16 protein-coding genes are annotated in these 17,619 nt (G+C 32.5%); 10 read left to right on the top strand and 6 right to left on the bottom strand.

What is annotated here, in order from left to right:
• Positions 1-178: 178 nt before the first annotated feature.
• The 6 genes from gyrA to dnaA all read right to left on the bottom strand — a co-directional run bounded on the left by gyrA (position 179) and on the right by dnaA (position 8,716).
• The gene (gene gyrA / locus AC4PID_RS08055; RefSeq protein ID WP_492135370.1) at positions 179-2,698 is read right to left on the bottom strand and encodes a DNA gyrase subunit A; all 2,520 of its coding nucleotides are present in this window, start codon (positions 2,696-2,698) and stop codon (positions 179-181) included.
• 54 nt (positions 2,699-2,752) lie between these two features.
• The gene (gene gyrB, locus AC4PID_RS08060; RefSeq protein ID WP_492135055.1) at positions 2,753-4,669 is read right to left on the bottom strand and encodes a DNA topoisomerase (ATP-hydrolyzing) subunit B; all 1,917 of its coding nucleotides are present in this window, start codon (positions 4,667-4,669) and stop codon (positions 2,753-2,755) included.
• A 10-nt stretch (positions 4,670-4,679) separates the two neighbouring features.
• Positions 4,680-5,789: a DNA replication/repair protein RecF gene (gene recF, locus AC4PID_RS08065; RefSeq protein WP_492135056.1), complete on the bottom strand. Its 1,110-nt coding sequence runs from the start codon at positions 5,787-5,789 to the stop codon at positions 4,680-4,682.
• A 6-nt stretch (positions 5,790-5,795) separates the two neighbouring features.
• Complete coding sequence (locus AC4PID_RS08070) at positions 5,796-6,035, bottom strand: RNA-binding S4 domain-containing protein (RefSeq protein WP_492135057.1); 240 nt, start codon at positions 6,033-6,035, stop codon at positions 5,796-5,798.
• Positions 6,036-6,046: 11 nt separating this feature from the next.
• Entirely contained in the window at positions 6,047-7,153 is a 1,107-nt protein-coding gene (dnaN, locus tag AC4PID_RS08075; RefSeq protein WP_492135058.1) for a DNA polymerase III subunit beta, read from the bottom strand.
• 231 nt (positions 7,154-7,384) lie between these two features.
• Positions 7,385-8,716: a chromosomal replication initiator protein DnaA gene (gene dnaA / locus AC4PID_RS08080; RefSeq protein ID WP_492135059.1), complete on the bottom strand. Its 1,332-nt coding sequence runs from the start codon at positions 8,714-8,716 to the stop codon at positions 7,385-7,387.
• Positions 8,717-9,334: 618 nt separating this feature from the next.
• Between dnaA and rpmH the strand changes: the two genes are divergently transcribed.
• From rpmH to AC4PID_RS08130, 10 genes are all read left to right on the top strand, one after another.
• Positions 9,335-9,469 (top strand): 50S ribosomal protein L34, encoded by a 135-nt coding sequence (rpmH, locus tag AC4PID_RS08085; protein ID WP_492135060.1) that lies wholly within the window; start codon positions 9,335-9,337, stop codon positions 9,467-9,469.
• Positions 9,470-9,526: 57 nt separating this feature from the next.
• A complete protein-coding gene (gene rnpA, locus AC4PID_RS08090; RefSeq protein WP_492135061.1) occupies positions 9,527-9,865 on the top strand; it encodes a ribonuclease P protein component in 339 nt (112 codons plus the stop codon).
• Between the two features lie 5 nt (positions 9,866-9,870).
• Positions 9,871-10,080 carry a membrane protein insertion efficiency factor YidD gene (gene yidD, locus AC4PID_RS08095; protein ID WP_492135062.1) on the top strand — a complete coding sequence of 70 codons (210 nt, stop codon included), beginning with the start codon at positions 9,871-9,873 and terminating at the stop codon, positions 10,078-10,080.
• Positions 10,081-10,097: 17 nt separating this feature from the next.
• Positions 10,098-10,817, top strand: a complete 720-nt coding sequence (locus AC4PID_RS08100; RefSeq protein WP_492135063.1) for a YidC/Oxa1 family membrane protein insertase — start codon at positions 10,098-10,100, stop codon at positions 10,815-10,817.
• Positions 10,817-11,452, top strand: coding sequence for an RNA-binding cell elongation regulator Jag/EloR (gene jag, locus AC4PID_RS08105; RefSeq protein ID WP_492135064.1), 636 nt, complete (start codon positions 10,817-10,819; stop codon positions 11,450-11,452). Before AC4PID_RS08100 ends, jag begins: the two co-directional genes overlap by 1 nt.
• Positions 11,453-11,536: 84 nt before the next feature.
• Entirely contained in the window at positions 11,537-12,901 is a 1,365-nt protein-coding gene (gene mnmE, locus AC4PID_RS08110) for a tRNA uridine-5-carboxymethylaminomethyl(34) synthesis GTPase MnmE (RefSeq protein ID WP_492135065.1), read from the top strand.
• A gap of 64 nt (positions 12,902-12,965) precedes the next feature.
• Entirely contained in the window at positions 12,966-14,855 is a 1,890-nt protein-coding gene (mnmG, locus tag AC4PID_RS08115) for a tRNA uridine-5-carboxymethylaminomethyl(34) synthesis enzyme MnmG (protein ID WP_492135066.1), read from the top strand.
• Complete coding sequence (gene rsmG, locus AC4PID_RS08120; RefSeq protein ID WP_492135067.1) at positions 14,848-15,546, top strand: 16S rRNA (guanine(527)-N(7))-methyltransferase RsmG; 699 nt, start codon at positions 14,848-14,850, stop codon at positions 15,544-15,546. Before mnmG ends, rsmG begins: the two co-directional genes overlap by 8 nt.
• 90 nt (positions 15,547-15,636) lie before the next feature.
• Positions 15,637-16,404: a ParA family protein gene (locus AC4PID_RS08125; RefSeq protein ID WP_492135068.1), complete on the top strand. Its 768-nt coding sequence runs from the start codon at positions 15,637-15,639 to the stop codon at positions 16,402-16,404.
• A gap of 2 nt (positions 16,405-16,406) precedes the next feature.
• A complete protein-coding gene (locus tag AC4PID_RS08130; RefSeq protein ID WP_492135069.1) occupies positions 16,407-17,285 on the top strand; it encodes a ParB/RepB/Spo0J family partition protein in 879 nt (292 codons plus the stop codon).
• Positions 17,286-17,619: the final 334 nt, after the last annotated feature.

Consider the following 17,619-nt stretch of genomic DNA (forward strand, 5'->3'; position numbering starts at 1 on the left):
ACGTGCTCCCCCTTTTAATAGGTTTATGCAATTTATGTACAAATGCTTAATCTACATTATACACTAAATTGAAATATTTATGTTAAATCTGGAAATGAGATTGACCCCATTTCCAGATTTTTTTTAACCACATATTATGTGTGGTAAATGATTTTACGTCTCGTCATATTAAATTCAGTTATTCTTCAACAGTTACAACTTCAGTTAATTCATTCTGATCTTCAACTTGTTCATCAGAACTCTCTTCATTTTCTCCAACTTTAGCGATTGAGACCAGTTTTGTATCATCGTCTACTCTCATAACTCTAACACCTGAAGTAATTCTACCAGTTACAGAAACTTCGTTAACCTTAATTCTAATCAATACACCACTATCATTAATAATCATTAGTTCATCTGAATCTTCTACAACCATTGCACCAATTAGATTTCCAGTCTTACTGTTTAGGTTATAAGTAATAATACCTTTACCACCACGTGACTGAACTCTGTATTCTGTTAATGGCGTTCTTTTGCCATAACCAAACTCAGAAACAACTAATAACTTAGCATCATCTTTAACCACTTGCATTTCAATAACATAATCATTGCCAGTTAAATTAATCGCTCTTACACCTGTTGCAGTACGCCCCATACCTCTAACATCATCTTCATGAAATCTAATAGATTTACCTTTAGTTGTAATAATGATGAGTTCATCATTTCCAAATGTACGTTTTACAGAAATCAATTGATCATTTTCTTTGAGGTTAATTGCAATTAAGCCTGTTTTTCTTGAAGTATCAAACTGATCGATTGTCGTCTTTTTGATAACACCATGTTTGGTACATAATGTGAGGTAACCTTCTTCAAAGTTCTTAACCGGCATTAACGCTGTAACTCTTTCTTCAGGTTCAAGTGGTAGTAAATTAACCATCGCTGTCCCTTTAGATAATCTAGATCCATCTGGAATCATATATGCTTTCAGCTTATAGACCTTACCAAAATTAGTGAAGAACAATAGATAATCATGTGTAGAGGTTGTAAAAATATCTTTAACAAAGTCCTCTTCTCGTGTTGATAAGCCAGTTTTACCTCTACCACCTCTTTTTTGTGAAACATACTCACCTGTAGAGACGCGTTTGATATAACCCGCGTGTGTCAGTGTAATAATGACTTCATCTTCTTCAATCAAATCTTCATAATCAATTTCATCCGGGTTGATACTGATTTGAGTTCTTCTCTCATCATTGTATTGTTTCTTAATTCTGAGTAAATCTTCTTTGATGATATTGAGTAATAAGTGTTCGTTTTCAAGTAATTCATTAAGATAATCGATCAATTTCAACAACTCATTGTATTCATTTTCGATTTTTTCTCTTTCTAAACCTTGAAGTCTTCTTAATCTCATGTCGACGATTGCTTTAGCTTGAACTTCAGAAAGATTGAATCTTTCCATTAATTTTTGTTCAGCATCGTTATATGAACTTCTGATAATTTTAATAATTTCATCAATATTGTCAATTGCAATGCGTAAACCCTCTAAAATATGAGCTCTATCTCTCGCTTTTTTAAGATCAAAAATAACGCGTCTTCTTTCGACAATTTTTTGATGTTCAAGATAAGCTTCAAGCATTTGTCTGATATTCATAACTTTTGGTTCACCATGATGAAGTGCTAACATGATGATCCCAACCGATACTTGAAGTTGACTATTTTTATAGAGCTGATTTAACATGATATTCGCATTGACATCTTTTCTAAGCTCAATGACAATTCTAATACCATTTCTATTACTTTCATCTCTAAGATCAGTGATGCCATCTACTCTTTTGGCTTTTACGAGCTCGGCAATCCCTTCAACTAGCTTTGATTTATTAACTTGATATGGTATTTCTGTAACGATAATTCTCGATTTACCATTTTTCATTTCTTCAATTTCAGTTCTTGATCTAACAATTACTTTTCCTCGGCCTGTTTTATAGGCACGTTTAATCCCTTCAACGCCCATAATCTCAGCGCCAGTTGGGAAATCAGGTCCTTTGATACATTCCATAAGATCGTAAACGTCAGCCTCTGGATCATCGATAAGTTTAATAACGCCATCGATAACTTCGCCAAGATTATGAGGTGGAATTGAAGTCGCCATACCAACTGCAATACCGTTAGAACCATTAATTAGTAGATTAGGAAATCTACTTGGTAAAACAACCGGTTCACTTTCAGTTTCATCAAAGTTTGGACTGAAATCTACGGTTTCTTTATCAATGTCTCTTAATAACTCGCTAGAAATTCTCGCCATTCTTGCTTCTGTATAACGCATAGCAGCTGCGCCATCACCATCGATAGATCCGAAGTTACCATGGCCATCGATAAGCATATATCTCATGGAAAAATCTTGTGCAAAACGAACGAGCGCACCATAGATAGAAGAGTCGCCGTGAGGATGGTACTTACCCATAACTTCACCGACGATACGCGCCGATTTACGATGTTGTTTATCGTGTGTAAAATTCAGTTCACTCATCGCATATAAAATTCTTCTATGAACTGGTTTTAATCCATCTCTTACATCAGGAAGCGCACGAGAAACAATAACACTCATCGCATAGTCCATATAAGATTTTTTCATTTCTTCCATGACATCTACTAGAAGAATTGTCTCGTTAGAATTTAACGTTTCATTGATGATTTCATCAGATGAATCGTCCTCATTCATCTCAATTATTTCATCATCAAACTCTTTTGATTCATCACTCAAAGCACTATCCTCCTAGCTAATATCTATATTTTGTACGTATTTTGCATTGAGTTCAATAAACTCTCTTCTAGGTTCAACTTTATCACCCATTAGCGTTGAGAAAATTAAATCCGCTTCAATTGCATCGTCAACTGTAACATTCATAATGGTTCTAACAGATGGATCCATAGTTGTACTCCAGAGCTGCTCAGCATTCATCTCACCAAGGCCTTTGTATCTTTGAATGGATACACCTTGTCTTCCAATATCATTTAAAAGATTATTAAGTTCTTTATCTGAGTAGAGATAATAAACACTTCTCCCTTTTTTAACTTTATAAAGTGGTGGTATTGCGATATAGACGTGACCATGCTCTATAAGTGGTCTCATAAATCTAAAGAAGAAGGTTAGTAATAGTGTTCTAATGTGAGCACCATCTACGTCAGCATCGGTCATAATGAATATTTTATCGTATCTTAATTTTGAAACGTCAAACTCATCCCCAATACCACATCCAAATGCCGTAATAAGCGCTCTAATTTCACTTGAACTAAAAATTCTTGCAAAATTCGCTTTTTCAACATTCATTATTTTACCTCTTAGTGGTAAAATTGCTTGAATATTTCTATCTCTTCCTAACTTAGCAGAACCACCAGCAGAATCCCCTTCGACAATGTATATTTCACACTTTGAAGGATCTCTTTCAGTACAATCTGCAAGCTTACCTGGTAGTGTTAAACCGTCAAGAGCGCCTTTTCTTCGCGTCAACTCTCTAGCTTTACGTGCTGCTTCTCTTGCCTTTGCAGAGGTTAAACATTTGTCAATAATAGTCTTAGCGCCATTTGGATTTTCTTCAAGATAGCGATCTAGCATTTCTGTTGCAGCTGTCTCAACAATACCTCTCATTTCACTATTTCCAAGCTTGGTTTTTGTTTGTCCCTCAAATTGAGGTTCTTCTAGTTTGACTGAAACGATTGCAGTCATCCCTTCTCTAACATCTTCACCTGTTAGATTCTCATCTTTTTCTTTGATGATACCTTTTTTTCGACCATAATCATTAATCATTCTCGTTAATGCAGATCTAAAACCAACTAAATGTGTACCACCCTCATGTGTATTGATATTATTGGCAAAAGCAAAAATATTTTCTGAATAACTGTCTGTGTATTGAAATGCTATTTCAACAGTACTGCTTTCATTAATTTGTTCAATATAAACAACATCCTCATGAATTGCTGAGCGATTGACATTTAAATACTCAACGAATTCTTTAATACCACCTTCATAAAAAAAGCGAGTACTTTTTTTGCTTTCAATCCTATTATCACTAATAATAATCTCTATACCTTTGTTTAAGAATGCTAATTCTCTTATACGAGATTCAAGTATTGCAAAATCATATTCCAGAGTTTCAAATATCAAATGATCTGCTTTGAATGTCGTCTTAGTACCCGTAATTTGATCATTTTCGAGTTCACCAATCACATGAAGTTTTTCAACCGTAAACCCACGTTCAAATCCAATTTTATGGATTTTACCATCTCTTTTTACTTCTACTTCAAATATCTCTGAAAGTGCATTTACTACAGAAGCACCAACGCCATGCAAGCCACCTGAAACTTTGTAACCGCCACCGCCAAATTTACCACCAGCATGGAGCACTGTATGGATAACTTCAACTGCTGGAATACCCATTTTTTGATGCATATCAATTGGCATCCCTCTACCATCATCTTCAACAACAATGATATTACCTGGTTCAATATTAACGGTAATTTTCTTACAGTATCCAGCCAATGCCTCATCGATACTATTATCGACGATTTCATAGACCAAATGATGAAGTCCCTTGGAACTTGTTGAGCCAATGTACATCCCTGGCCGTTTTCTTACAGCTTCAAGACCTTCTAAAACTTGTATCTGATCGGCATTATAAGCTTGATTTGACATCTATAACCTCCTAATGGTCTAAAATACCACCATTTTTTATTTTAGTAATTTTTGATGCACTTATATATTCATCTAATAGATTTTTAACATCTGTTGTTGTTATAATCGTTTGAACATTTTTAAGTGTGTAAATGAGATCTTTCTGTCTGCTTAAATCAAGCTCACTCATTACATCATCTAAAAGCAGGATTGGATACTCACCAACATCCTGCTTTATAATTTCTATTTCTGAAAGTTTTAAAGAGAGTGCAGCTGTCCTTTGTTGACCCTGAGAACCAAATGATTTAATGCTAATACCATTAATTAAAATATCTAAATCATCTCTATGGGGCCCAACAGAAGTAAATCCTCTTTTAACATCCACATCAATCTGTTTGCTTAACTTGAAAATTAAGTCACTCTTTATTGTATCATAATTTTCTAAATTCTTCACTGACGTATTATATGACACACTTAAAGTTTCTTTTCCATCAGTGACACTTGCATGTATTTCTTTACTAATTCGGTCTAAATCATCAATAAATTTTTTTCTTCTCAAGATAATCTTTGCACCTTTGTCTGCAAGTTGCTCATCCCATATGTCTAAAGTATCTTTTAGATCAGCCTTAAAGACTATCTTTTTTAATAATTCATTTCTCTGATTGAGAATTTTATTGTATTCAATAATATCAGCACAATACAGCGTACTTATATGCGAAAGCTCCCTGTTTATAAACTTGCGTCTTTCAACAGGGCTATCTTTAATCAATTTTAAATCATCAGGATAAAATAAAATTAGATTAATGGTTCCAATCAGTTCTGAAATTCGAGTAATATTGACACCATTTATCAAAAATTCTTTTTTTGATTGTTCATTAATTCGGTATTCTATTGATTCTTGTCGACCATTATCGTGTTCAATTTCAATTTTAACATGCGCAATTTTCTTATCAAACTTAACCAAATCACTATCTTTTATTGTTCTGAATGATTTTCCAAAACCAGATACGTAAACGGCTTCTAATAAGTTTGTCTTGCCCTGAGCATTATCACCTATTATGATGTTTAAGTTTCGATCAAAATTTAACCTTAGTTGGTCGTAATTTCTATAATCTTTTATAATGATGGATTTGATAAACAATATGCATCAACCTTTTTTGATTACTTTAATAATTTCATGAATTGAACCTTCATCAAAATCTACATTCACTTCTACTTTATCATCGTGTACAACTTTCTTACCTCTTTGTGTACAAATCGTACCATTTAACTTTACATAGCCTTCTGTAATGATTACTTTCGCAAGTCCACCAGAATCTACTACATCAGCAAACTTTAACAATTGATCCAACTTAATAAACTCAGTTTCAATAAAAACTTTTTTCATATTTGCCTCCCCTATTTTGAAATACGACAAGGCAATACAAGATAAGTATAATTATCGTTGTCTTGTGGTCTTACGATACATGGACTAACATTATTTACAAATTCAAGTTTTATGGCTTCACTATCGATAATTTTTAAAGCATCCATTAGATACTTTGGATTAAACCCAATTTCAAGATCGTGTCCTTCTAATTTGATATGAACTTTTTCCATAGAGCTACCCATTTCTGAGTTAGAACTAATTTTAATGATATCGTCTTTTATTTCAAGTTTAATTGCTACATTTTTATTTTCTCTCGCCATTAAGAAAGATCGATCGATTGCAGTTAAAAATTGATCTGTATCAGTGATGACTAAAGATTTATATTCATTTGGAAGTATTTGATTATAATTAATAAACTCACCTGCAAGTAGTCGAGAATAGACTTTAAGTTCTGGTGTTGAAAATAATACTTGTTTGTCATCAAATGAAATTCTTAAATCGCCTTTACCTTCAGCTAAAGATAATAACTTATTGATTTCATTTAGCGTTCTGCCAGGAACAACAGCTTTTCTACTTAATTCTGTTTTGACAATCGCCTTTTTTATCGCCATTCTGAAGCCATCAATAGCAACCATATTGAACTTACCATTTTCAATTTCGAGTAAAGCACCTGTTAAAATAGGTCTAGATTCATCTTGAGATATGGCAAAGCTGGTTTGACGAATCATATTTGCAAACAATTCTCTATCAATTAAGAATGAATTGTTTTCGTCGATCACTGGTAGCTCTGGATATTCATTACCTGGTAATCCAACAATTTTAAAATTTGAATCACCACATGTAATATCAACCACACAATTATCATTGATATCAAATGTAATTAAATCATTTGGTAATTTTCTAATTAATTCAGAAAACAATCTTGCTGGAATAACAATGGATCCAGATTCAATAATTTCTGCTGGAATAGATGTTTCTATACTTAGATTTAAATCGTTACCGATCACTTTAATTGATCCATCCATAGCTTCAAAATAAATACCTGAAAGAATTGGTAAAGTTGTTTTACTTGAGACTGCTTTAGATACCATGTTAATCGCATTCGATAATAAATTTTGCTGACATTTAAATTTCATTTGAAGCCTCCTTTGGATTTAGCTATATAAACAAAAAAATATATAAACAAAGATAGTAATAGTAGTAGGCGTTGTTGATTTGTGGAAATGGTACTTGAACCATTGAAAAACTTATAAAAACTGTTCGAAATGTCTTGTTGATTAAATAATAAAAATTAAAGAGTTATCAACAGTGGATAATCGAAACAATTTTTATGAGTTATCAACAGATTTTTTATACACATACCAACACTACTCACCTTTAATTTCCTTAATGATGCTATCAATTTTATTTTTAAGATCAAAATCAGATAACATTTCTGTACTGATTTTTTCACATGCGTGAATAACTGTCGTATGATCTCTACCTCCGAATTCTTCTCCTATCTTCGGCAAAGATAAATCTGTGAGCTCTCTTGCTATATACATTGCAATCTGACGAGGATAAGCAATTTGACGCGTTCTTTTCTTTGATTCAAAATCTTCAATTTTCATATTAAAGTACTCAGCAACTGTTGATTTTATAAAATCGACATCTATTTTTCTAACTTTAGTAGTTGAGAAAATATCCTTTAATGCTTCATTGACGAGTGAAATATCAACTTCGCGTTTTGTAAGTGTTGAGTATGCAACGACTCTATTAAGAGCGCCTTCAAGTTCTCTAATATTTGATTTTATTTTAGTGGCGATAAATTCAAACACTTCTCCTGGAATATCTATTCTATCGCGTTCTGATTTCTTCTTTAATATAGCAATTCTAGTTTCGTAATCAGGTGCTTGAATGTCAGTAATAAGTCCCCATTCAAATCGCGATCTTAATCGATCTTCTAATGTTGGTATTTCTTTTGGTGGACGATCTGAAGAAACGATAATCTGCTTATTAGCTTCATAAAGTGCATTAAAGGTATGGAAAAACTCTTCTTGAGTTCTTTCTTTACCAGCAATAAATTGTATATCATCCACTAGTAGAACATCTACTGTTCTATACTTATTTCTAAACTCTTCGTTTTTATCGTCTTTAATAGAGTTGATCAACTCATTTGTGAACTTCTCACTTGATACATAATAGACTTTAGCATTTTTATTTTGAGATAAAATATAATGACCAATCGCATGCATTAAGTGCGTTTTTCCAAGACCTACGCCTCCATATATAAATAGAGGGTTGTATGATTTAGCAGGTGACTCAGCTACTGCAAGTGAAGCAGCATGCGCAAAACGGTTACTGTTACCAACGACAAATTCATTGAATACATATCTTGGATTTAAGTTAGTTGATTCGAAGAGATCATTTGTATCTGATTCTTTGGATTTATTATGTTCAAGTGTATTCTCTTCTGGAATAATGTATTTAATAATGTAATCCTGATTGGTTACGTACTTTATGGTATTGGTAATTAAATCGTTATATCTGTTTTCAAGAATATTACGATTCAAGTTACCTGAAGTTTGAAGAATCAGCGTATTCCCTTCTATAGCAATTGGTACTACATTTTCGATCCAAGTGCTAAAACTTAAGGGCATAAGCTCGTTTTTCATATTATTTCGCGCTTCTTCCCAAATTTCTACCAAACGGTTATCCATGATATGTCCTCCTAATAGTACTTGTTTATCCACAATAAATCAGTTGCATTGTTGATAACTCTTATATATTTTTTTTTGCATTTATTTAAATTTTCAGTAGAAAAAAATGTGGATAATATTATTGAAAATTGAGTTATCAACAGAAAGTGGCGTGTTTTATCAACACTATACACAGCTAAAAACTCAAAAAGCCAAAAAAAAATTGACAAATAATCAACAAAATCGAGTTATCCACAAATTACATAATGAAAAAATTTAATACTGTGAGTACAAATCATTTTAACAAATTTCTATCCAATTTTCAAACTTATCCACAAAAATAGTCCAAAGTTATTTTTGTGGATAAGCCTTGAAACGATTTAAATTTTAAATTTTTGTGGAATATTGTTCGATTTTATTCACATTTCTGTTGATGAATTGTGAATAACTACAATATATAACTTTTGACTCATTTTCCACAACTATATATAGTAGGTATTTTCGATTTTCTACTATAGTAAAGTCTTTCTGCTTATAACTTGACATAGCAAAGTCTTCAAGTTATAATGTTTTAGCAGACTTGTGAAAAAAATATGTTTATATATATGTATATGTAACGCATGTAAGGAGGTGGCTGAAGTGAAAAGAACGTATCAACCAAAAAAGAGACAAAGAAAAGTTGAACACGGTTTCCGTAAAAGAATGAAAACAAGTTCTGGAAGAAACGTGCTTAAGGCTAGAAGAAGAAGAGGTAGAAAGAAATTATCTGCTTAAAGGATTAAAAGACCGCAGCCAGTGGTCTTTTTTTGTAAGTAGTGTTTTGGAGGTATGATGATTTTTACAAGCTTAAAAAAACCTTCAGAATTCGCCAAAGTTTATAAACGTGGAAAGTCGTATGCTGATCGAAATATTGTCGTATATTACTTACCTAATAATACTGATGATCTTAAGATTGGGTTTTCTATAAGTAAAAAAGTAGGAAACGCTGTCGTCAGAAACAGAGTAAGGCGCTTAATAAAGGAAGCTTTTCGCAATGAGTTTCCTATATTAAAGGGATATGATATAGTTTTCGTTGCTAGAGTAAGGTCAAGTCAGGCCGATTATCATGAAATAACGAAGTCTTTAAAGTTTATCTTTAGGAGAATCGATATTTTTAATCAGAAAGTGTAATGAGAATGAAACATATACTAATTCTAATGATTAAATTCTATAGAAAATTCATTTCACCGTTGTTGGGTAGTAATTGTAGATTTTATCCAACTTGCTCACAATATTCTCTTCAGGCGATTGAGAAATATGGAGCTATAAAAGGGACGCGTTTAAGTATAAAACGTATTTCAAAATGTCATCCCTTTCATCCGGGAGGTTATGACCCATTAGAATAGTTTAGGAGGGTAAGGATTTGGCTATTTTCGCACAAATTTTTGGTTATTTGTTAGGTCTGATATATGGAGTTGTTAAGGATTATGGAATCGCCATAATCATTTTTACTTTAATTACTAAATTATTGTTAATGCCATTTACAATTAAACAGTTGAGATCTCAAAAAGCAATGGCAGATATTCAACCTAAAATGAAAGAAATTCAAGAAAAATACAAAGACAATAAAGAAAAGCAAAATCAAATGCTTGTTGAATTATATAAGGAACATAAGTACAATCCATTAAGTGGTTGTTTGCCACTTTTAATTCAGTTTCCAATCATCATTGGTTTATTTACTGCGATGAGACAACCTGAAACATATGTATTTGTTAACAATCCTGATTTACTAGCTCAAGCAACACAAGATGCTTTCTTATGGATTGGTAATTTATCTCTTCCTGATTTAATGAGTAATATTTTTAAATCAGGTCCAGAATGGTTTTTAGGCTTTCCAGGTTTAATGCCAATTATTTCTGCTGCACTTACCTACTTCCAAATGTCGAGTACAACTTCGTCAACTGGTGGGTCAGATGCGATGAATAATCAAATGAAAATCATGCAAATATTCTTCCCTGTAATGATCCTATTTTGGGGTAAAACAATGTCTGCAGGTTTGATTCTCTATTGGACTGTCGGTAGTATTTTCCAAATCGTTCAACAGTATATTATGAAACGACCAGCTAAGGGGGATGCTAAGTAATGAAATTTGTTGAGAAATCAGGAAAAAGTGTTGAAGAAGCATTAAGACTCGCACTTATTGATCTCGAAGTCTCTAGAGATCAAGTTGAAATTGAAATTTTGGAAGAAGGCTCTAAAGGATTTCTTGGAATTGGAGCTAAAGAGACGCGTATTAGAGTAACTAAAAAAAATGATGTTATTGAAACCGCAAGAAATTTTCTTTCGAATATTCTTAACCAAATGTCAATTAATGCTAAGCTAGAAATTGAACAAAATGATGAAGTTTTAAGCATTAATATGATTGGTGAAGATATGGCTATTTTAATAGGTAAAAGAGGACAGACTTTAGATTCTTTACAATATCTTGTGAGCTTAGTAGTAAACAAAGAAAGAGAAGATTATTTAAGAGTTGTGCTTGATACTGAAAACTATAGAGCAAAAAGAAAAGAAACTCTTGAAGCTTTAGCAGAAAAATTGGCTTCAAAAGTTAAAAAATCAAGAAAAAATGTTATTCTTGAGCCAATGAATCCTTATGAGAGAAGAATTATTCACTCAGCACTTCAAAATAATCCTAGTGTTAGTACGAAATCTGAAGGAGAAGAACCTTATAGAAAAGTAATTATCTACTATGATTATAAAAAAAATAAAACGAACTAATTCGTTTTGTATATCTAAATTTGACGATCTAATGATAACCCAGTTAACTAACTGGGTTATATTTTAATTTGTAAGGAGAAAGATATGATAACAGATACAATAGTTGCAATATCTACGCCTATAGGTGAAGGTGCAATCGGTATCGTTAGAATGAGTGGTCCTGAATCATTTGGAATTTTAGAATCAATATTTAAGTCAAGCCAAGTTTTATCAAATCATAGAGAGCTTGTGTATGGCCATATAATGAATGATGATCAAATTGTAGATGAAGTCATGGCAGTAAAAATGTTTGCACCTAAAACTTATACGAAAGAAGATATGGTTGAAATCAATTGCCACGGTGGTATACTGTCTGTCAAAGAAGTGTTATCATTGTGTATTCAAAAAGGTGCAAGACTCGCTGAAAAAGGTGAGTTTACACAGCGTGCTTTTCTAAATGGACGAATTGATTTAGCTCAAGCAGAGTCAATCATGGATTTAATTAGTGCTAAGACTAAAACTGGATTTTCAGTAGCTATGAATCAACTGGAGGGCGTTTTATCAAGAAAAATAAAGTCGACTCGTAACCAATTAATAGCAACAATGGCTCAGATTGAAGTTGGAATTGATTATCCAGAGGAAGACATAGAAGATATTACCTACAAACAGATTATTAATGAGTTAACCGTTGTAAAAAATGCTTTAAAACAATTGTTGGCAAATGCTGAAAATGGTAAAATCATCCGAGAAGGGTTAAAAACTGCTATTATTGGTAAACCTAACGTTGGAAAATCTAGCTTAATGAATGCACTTTTAAGGGATTCTAGAGCGATTGTTACAGAAATTGCGGGTACGACGCGCGATTTAATAGAAGAATTTATGAATATTGGCGGTATACCTATTAAATTAATCGATACAGCTGGTATTAGAGAGACTGCTGATATTGTCGAAAAGATAGGCGTTGAAAGGTCTAAGAGTGCTTTTAATGAAGCCGATTTAATTATTTTTATGCTCAATGCATCTGAAGCTTTAACGGATGAAGATTTGATGTTGATGGAGTTGGTAAAGGATCGTCACGCTCTCATTATCATTAATAAGACGGATTTAGAAATCGTAATTGATGAAGCATATATTAAAAATCATTTTGAAGATAAAATTGTTATAAAAACCTCTCTTGAATTAGATCAAGGTATTGAAGACGTTGAAAAATCAATACAGGAGATAGTATTTGGTAAGCAATTTGAAATTAATAATGATGAGATCGTAAGTAATTCAAGACATATAGCTTTGTTGAACTTAGCATATAATAACATTGTTGATGCAATTAGTGCTGCAAATGATAGAATGCCTTACGATTTTATTGAAGTTGATATAAAAGATAGTATTACTCATCTAGGTAATATTACTGGTGAGGCGGTTGAAAAGGATTTATTAAATTCAATATTTAGTAATTTCTGTTTAGGAAAATAATAATCTATAACGATTGGGTTTTAGATTTTCCACAAATGTATTGTGGTTCGATAAGGAGAAATAAATGGTAAGAACTTATGATGCAGGTCAATATGATTGTATCGTCGTTGGTGCAGGTCACGCAGGAGTCGAAGCTGCTTTGGCAAGTGCAAGAATGGGTGTCAAAACTTTAATATTGTCTATTAATTTAGATTCTATTGCTATGATGCCATGTAATCCATCAATTGGTGGAACTGGTAAAGGTCATTTGGTTAAGGAAATAGATGCTTTGGGTGGAGAAATGGGTCTAAATATAGATCGTTCATTTGTTCAAAGCAAAATGTTAAACAGTTCAAAAGGTCCTGCGGTTCATTCGCTTAGAGCACAAGCAGATAAAAATAAATATCATACTGAAATGAAACGTGTTTTAGAAAATACGGATAATCTATTTGTAAAGCAGGGTGAAGTCAAAGAGCTAATAATTGAAGACCATACTGTAAAAGGTGTTGTCACTCAGACGGGAGCGAGATATTTGGCGAAAGTTGTTGTTTTAGCGACTGGAACTTACCTTGGAAGTAAGATCTTTATTGGAGATGCCATTTTAAATAGTGGTCCAAATGGCCTTTCTGGCTCATATGATTTGGCTCAAAATATGAATGCTCATCATTTTAATCTGAGAAGATTTAAAACTGGAACACCTGCAAGGATTGATGCGAGAACTTTAGATTATGATGAGATGGAAATTCAGTGGGGAGATAAAAATTACGAACTGTTTTCCTTTATGAATGATCACATTGAACTTGATGAGCTACCTTGTTGGTTGACCTATACCAATAAGAACACACATGAAGTAATATTAAATAATTTAGATAAATCCGGTTTATTCACTGGTACAATTGAAGGTACTGGCCCTAGGTATTGTCCATCAATTGAAACTAAATTAATACGTTTTACAGATAAAGAAAGACATCAATTATTTATAGAGCCCGAAGGCAGAGATACACATGAGATGTATGTACAAGGTATGTCGACTAGTATGTCTGAGGATGTTCAACTCGCTTTTATGCGTACAATACCTGGACTTAAACGATGCGAAATTATGCGCCCAGCTTACGCTATTGAATATGATTGTATTGATCCGCTTGATTTAAATTTGACTTTGGAAGTTAAGTCAGTGCAAAATTTATTTTCGGCAGGTCAATTTAATGGAACTTCTGGTTATGAAGAAGCTGCAGCTCAGGGCATTATCGCAGGTATAAATGCGGCTTTAAAAGTTAAAGGTGAGCCACCATTTATACTTGATCGTTCAGAAGCCTATATTGGTGTATTAATTGATGATTTGGTAACTAAAGGTACGGATGAGCCATATAGAATGATGACTTCTCGTGCTGAGTATAGGTTGTTGCTTAGACAAGATAATGCTGATAAGCGTTTAACTGAAAAGAGCTATCAAATTGGTTTAGCTACTGAGGAACGTTATTTTAGATTTAAAGAAAAAATGCAAAATATTGAAGTTGAAATGACGCGCATATCCACTACGACACTTAAAGCAGACCTTGTTAATCCAATATTGGAAGAGCTTCAAATTCCAACGATTGTACATGGTATAAAAATTGTTGATTTGCTGAAGCGCCCTGAAATTCACTATGATCATCTATCAGATATAGATACAACTCGACCATCTGATTTACCAATTGATGTTATGAAACAAGTTGAAGTAAGTGTTAAATATGAAGGGTATATTAAAAAGCAATTGGCTCAAGTTGAAAAGTTCAAAGCATTAGAAGAAAAATTAATTCCAGATGGTATTATTTACAGTTCTGTAGACAATCTACGCTTGGAAGCTAGACAAAAACTGGATGAAATCAGGCCTGCATCTATCGGACAGGCTTCTAGGATTTCTGGTGTTTCACCAGCTGATATCTCAGTATTATTAGTTTATATTGAACAGTACAAGAGGAAGAATAATGATTGATTTAATACGTTCTTATGGATTTGATTTAAATGAAATTCAAGTCACTCAATTTAAAAAATACTATGATTTGTTAATTACTGAAAATGAAAAGTATAATCTTACTGCAATTACTGAAGAAAAGGAAGTATATGTGAAGCATTTTTTAGATTCAATATTACTTCTCTCTTCTGATATTGATTTAAGTGAAAAGTCAATGATTGATATAGGAACAGGTGCTGGTTTTCCTTCACTGCCTTTAAAAATCATGGCTCCTAGTTTAAAGGTTACTGGATTAGATTCTTTAAATAAGCGAATTAACTTTTTAGAAATGGTTAGTCAAAGTTTACATTTTACTCAGACTAAATTTGTTCATGGTCGCGCTGAAGATTTTGGACAAGATAAGTTGTATAGAGAGTCTTATGATTTTGCAGTTTCAAGAGCGGTTGCTGAGTTGAGATTACTTTTAGAGTTGGTTATGCCTTTTGTAAAAGTTGGAGGTATGTTTTATGCATACAAAAGCTTAAAGACTAAAACTGAACTGGATGAAGCCAAAAATGCATTATCATTAATGAAATCTTCTTTAGTGGATATCAAATCATATGATTTGCCTTTTGAAATGGGAACTAGAGATATTTTAGTGATTCAAAAAATGGGAAAAATTGACAAAAAATACCCTAGAAAACCGGGCATTCCTAAGAAATCACCTTTATAACGATTAAAACATAGTTTAAACCCTTTTTAGGGTTTTTTTTTATTGTGCAACTAGTGTATAATATTACTAGTATTCTCAAAAGGAGGTTATATGAGCAAGGCAATAGCTATTTTTAACCAAAAAGGCGGCGTAGGCAAAACAACTACTGCCGTAAATTTTTCAGCTGCCTTAGCTGAAAAGGGAAAAAAGGTTCTTTTAATTGATAATGACCCTCAAGGTAATTTATCTAGTGGTGTTGGAATAGATAAAAAGAGTCTTGAAATGACCATATATAATGTACTTCTTGGAGAAAATGATATTAGGGAAGTTATTATAAATACTGCTTTTGAGAACTTAGATATCTTACCAGGTAGTATGGACTTAGCTGGTGCAGAGATTGAATTGATTGAGTTTGAGAATAGAGAGTTTTTATTGAAAAATCAACTTTTAAAAGTTAAAGATCAGTATGATTATATTATTGTAGATTGCCCCCCTTCTCTGGGCATGCTTACAATCAATGCACTTGTCGCTGTTGATAGTGTCATTATTCCTATCCAGTGTGAGTATTATGCTCTTGAAGGTGTAAGTCAGCTTGTAAATACGTATAATTTGGTTAAGAGAAGTATTAATCCAAATTTGGAGATTCAGGGTGTACTATTAAGTATGTTTGATGGTAGAACCAATCTATCCATTCAAGTCGTGGATGAAGTTAAAAAACATTTTAAGCATTTGGTTTATGCTACGATTGTACCTAGAAATATTCGATTAGCAGAAGCTCCTAGTTTTGGTTTACCAATAATACACTACGATAGAAAATCTAAAGGTGCAGAAGCTTACTTGGATTTAGCGGATGAATTTCTTAACTTAGAAGAGGAGTAATTATGAGTGTAAAGAAGAGTGGTTTGGGAAGAGGGCTAGGGGCATTGATACCTAACGAAACTTTTGAAAGCATCGAAAGTAAAGTAACTGAGACGGGTGAGTTAATCCATGAGGTTGATATTAATCTAATTATGCCTAATAAGGATCAACCTAGAAAACATTTTGATATGGAAAAAATCATATCCTTATCTGAGTCTATTGATGAGCACGGTTTAATGCAGCCGATTGTGCTTCAAAAAAAGGGTAATGTATACGAGATTATTGCAGGTGAAAGAAGATGGCGAGCTTGTAAGTATCTAAATTTAAAAAAAGTGCCATCGATTATTAAAAATGTAGATGAATCAACCATTGCGCAGCTTGCTTTGATAGAAAATTTACAGCGTGAAGATTTAAATCCTATTGAAGAAGCTATGGCATATACACGTTTAATTGAGGAATATAGTATTACTCAAGAGAAAATGAGTAAAATAGCAGGAAAGTCTCGTGTACATATAACGAATACTATGAGACTCCTTAAATTAGACGATTTTATTAAGGATGGCATCGTTTTAAAATCTATATCTAGTGGTCACGGTCGTGCTTTGCTTGCATTAGATCATGAAAAGAAGAGAAAAAATGTTTTTGATTTAATTTTATCTGATTCTTTAAGTGTTAGACAGACTGAGGATATCGTTAAAAATTATGATAATTATTTTAAGGCGGCTACAAGTAAGGCAAAACCTGTTAAAAATAGAGAAATCTCATCGATCGAGGATGAATTATCTGTTTATGTTGGAACTAAGGTAAATATTAAAGAGCGTGATGGAAAAGGAAAAATTTCAATCGATTTTTATAATTACGATGATCTAAATAGAATACTTGATTTAATACAGAAAAAATAGATGTTTCACGTGAAACATCTATTTTTTTTACTATCTAGAGTATACTTATCAACATTTGTACATAATGTGGTATTTAAATATCGATGTGCAATTAAAATCTATAATCATATTCATAACATTAATTTTTCATTTACAATTAATTCATGGTGATTCATAGGTGATGTACGTCATTCCAGTAAGATCCGTTTAAAGTTAAGTATATAGCATTTATAATATCACACACTATTTATAGTATAATACAATATTTAATATAAGCCATTTCATTTTAAACTATGTCTTGGAAATTTTAATACTGTCAAAACGATATATCTAATTATCAATAGGTTAGAATGTA

This window comes from Fusibacter sp. QWL-12, from assembly GCF_058683495.1.

Bases quoted from the DNA above. Each gene is read 5' to 3' on its own strand.
- gyrA (WP_492135370.1), bottom strand. From the start codon at position 2,698: ATGAATGAGGACGATTCATCTGATGAAATCATCAATGAAACGTTAAAT.
- gyrB (WP_492135055.1), bottom strand. From the start codon at position 4,669: ATGTCAAATCAAGCTTATAATGCCGATCAGATACAAGTTTTAGAAGGT.
- AC4PID_RS08070 (WP_492135057.1), bottom strand. From the start codon at position 6,035: ATGAAAAAAGTTTTTATTGAAACTGAGTTTATTAAGTTGGATCAATTG.
- dnaN (WP_492135058.1), bottom strand. From the start codon at position 7,153: ATGAAATTTAAATGTCAGCAAAATTTATTATCGAATGCGATTAACATG.
- dnaA (WP_492135059.1), bottom strand. From the start codon at position 8,716: ATGGATAACCGTTTGGTAGAAATTTGGGAAGAAGCGCGAAATAATATG.
- rnpA (WP_492135061.1), top strand. From the start codon at position 9,527: ATGATTTTTACAAGCTTAAAAAAACCTTCAGAATTCGCCAAAGTTTAT.
- yidD (WP_492135062.1), top strand. From the start codon at position 9,871: ATGAAACATATACTAATTCTAATGATTAAATTCTATAGAAAATTCATT.
- jag (WP_492135064.1), top strand. From the start codon at position 10,817: ATGAAATTTGTTGAGAAATCAGGAAAAAGTGTTGAAGAAGCATTAAGA.
- mnmE (WP_492135065.1), top strand. From the start codon at position 11,537: ATGATAACAGATACAATAGTTGCAATATCTACGCCTATAGGTGAAGGT.
- mnmG (WP_492135066.1), top strand. From the start codon at position 12,966: ATGGTAAGAACTTATGATGCAGGTCAATATGATTGTATCGTCGTTGGT.
- rsmG (WP_492135067.1), top strand. From the start codon at position 14,848: ATGATTGATTTAATACGTTCTTATGGATTTGATTTAAATGAAATTCAA.
- AC4PID_RS08125 (WP_492135068.1), top strand. From the start codon at position 15,637: ATGAGCAAGGCAATAGCTATTTTTAACCAAAAAGGCGGCGTAGGCAAA.
- AC4PID_RS08130 (WP_492135069.1), top strand. From the start codon at position 16,407: ATGAGTGTAAAGAAGAGTGGTTTGGGAAGAGGGCTAGGGGCATTGATA.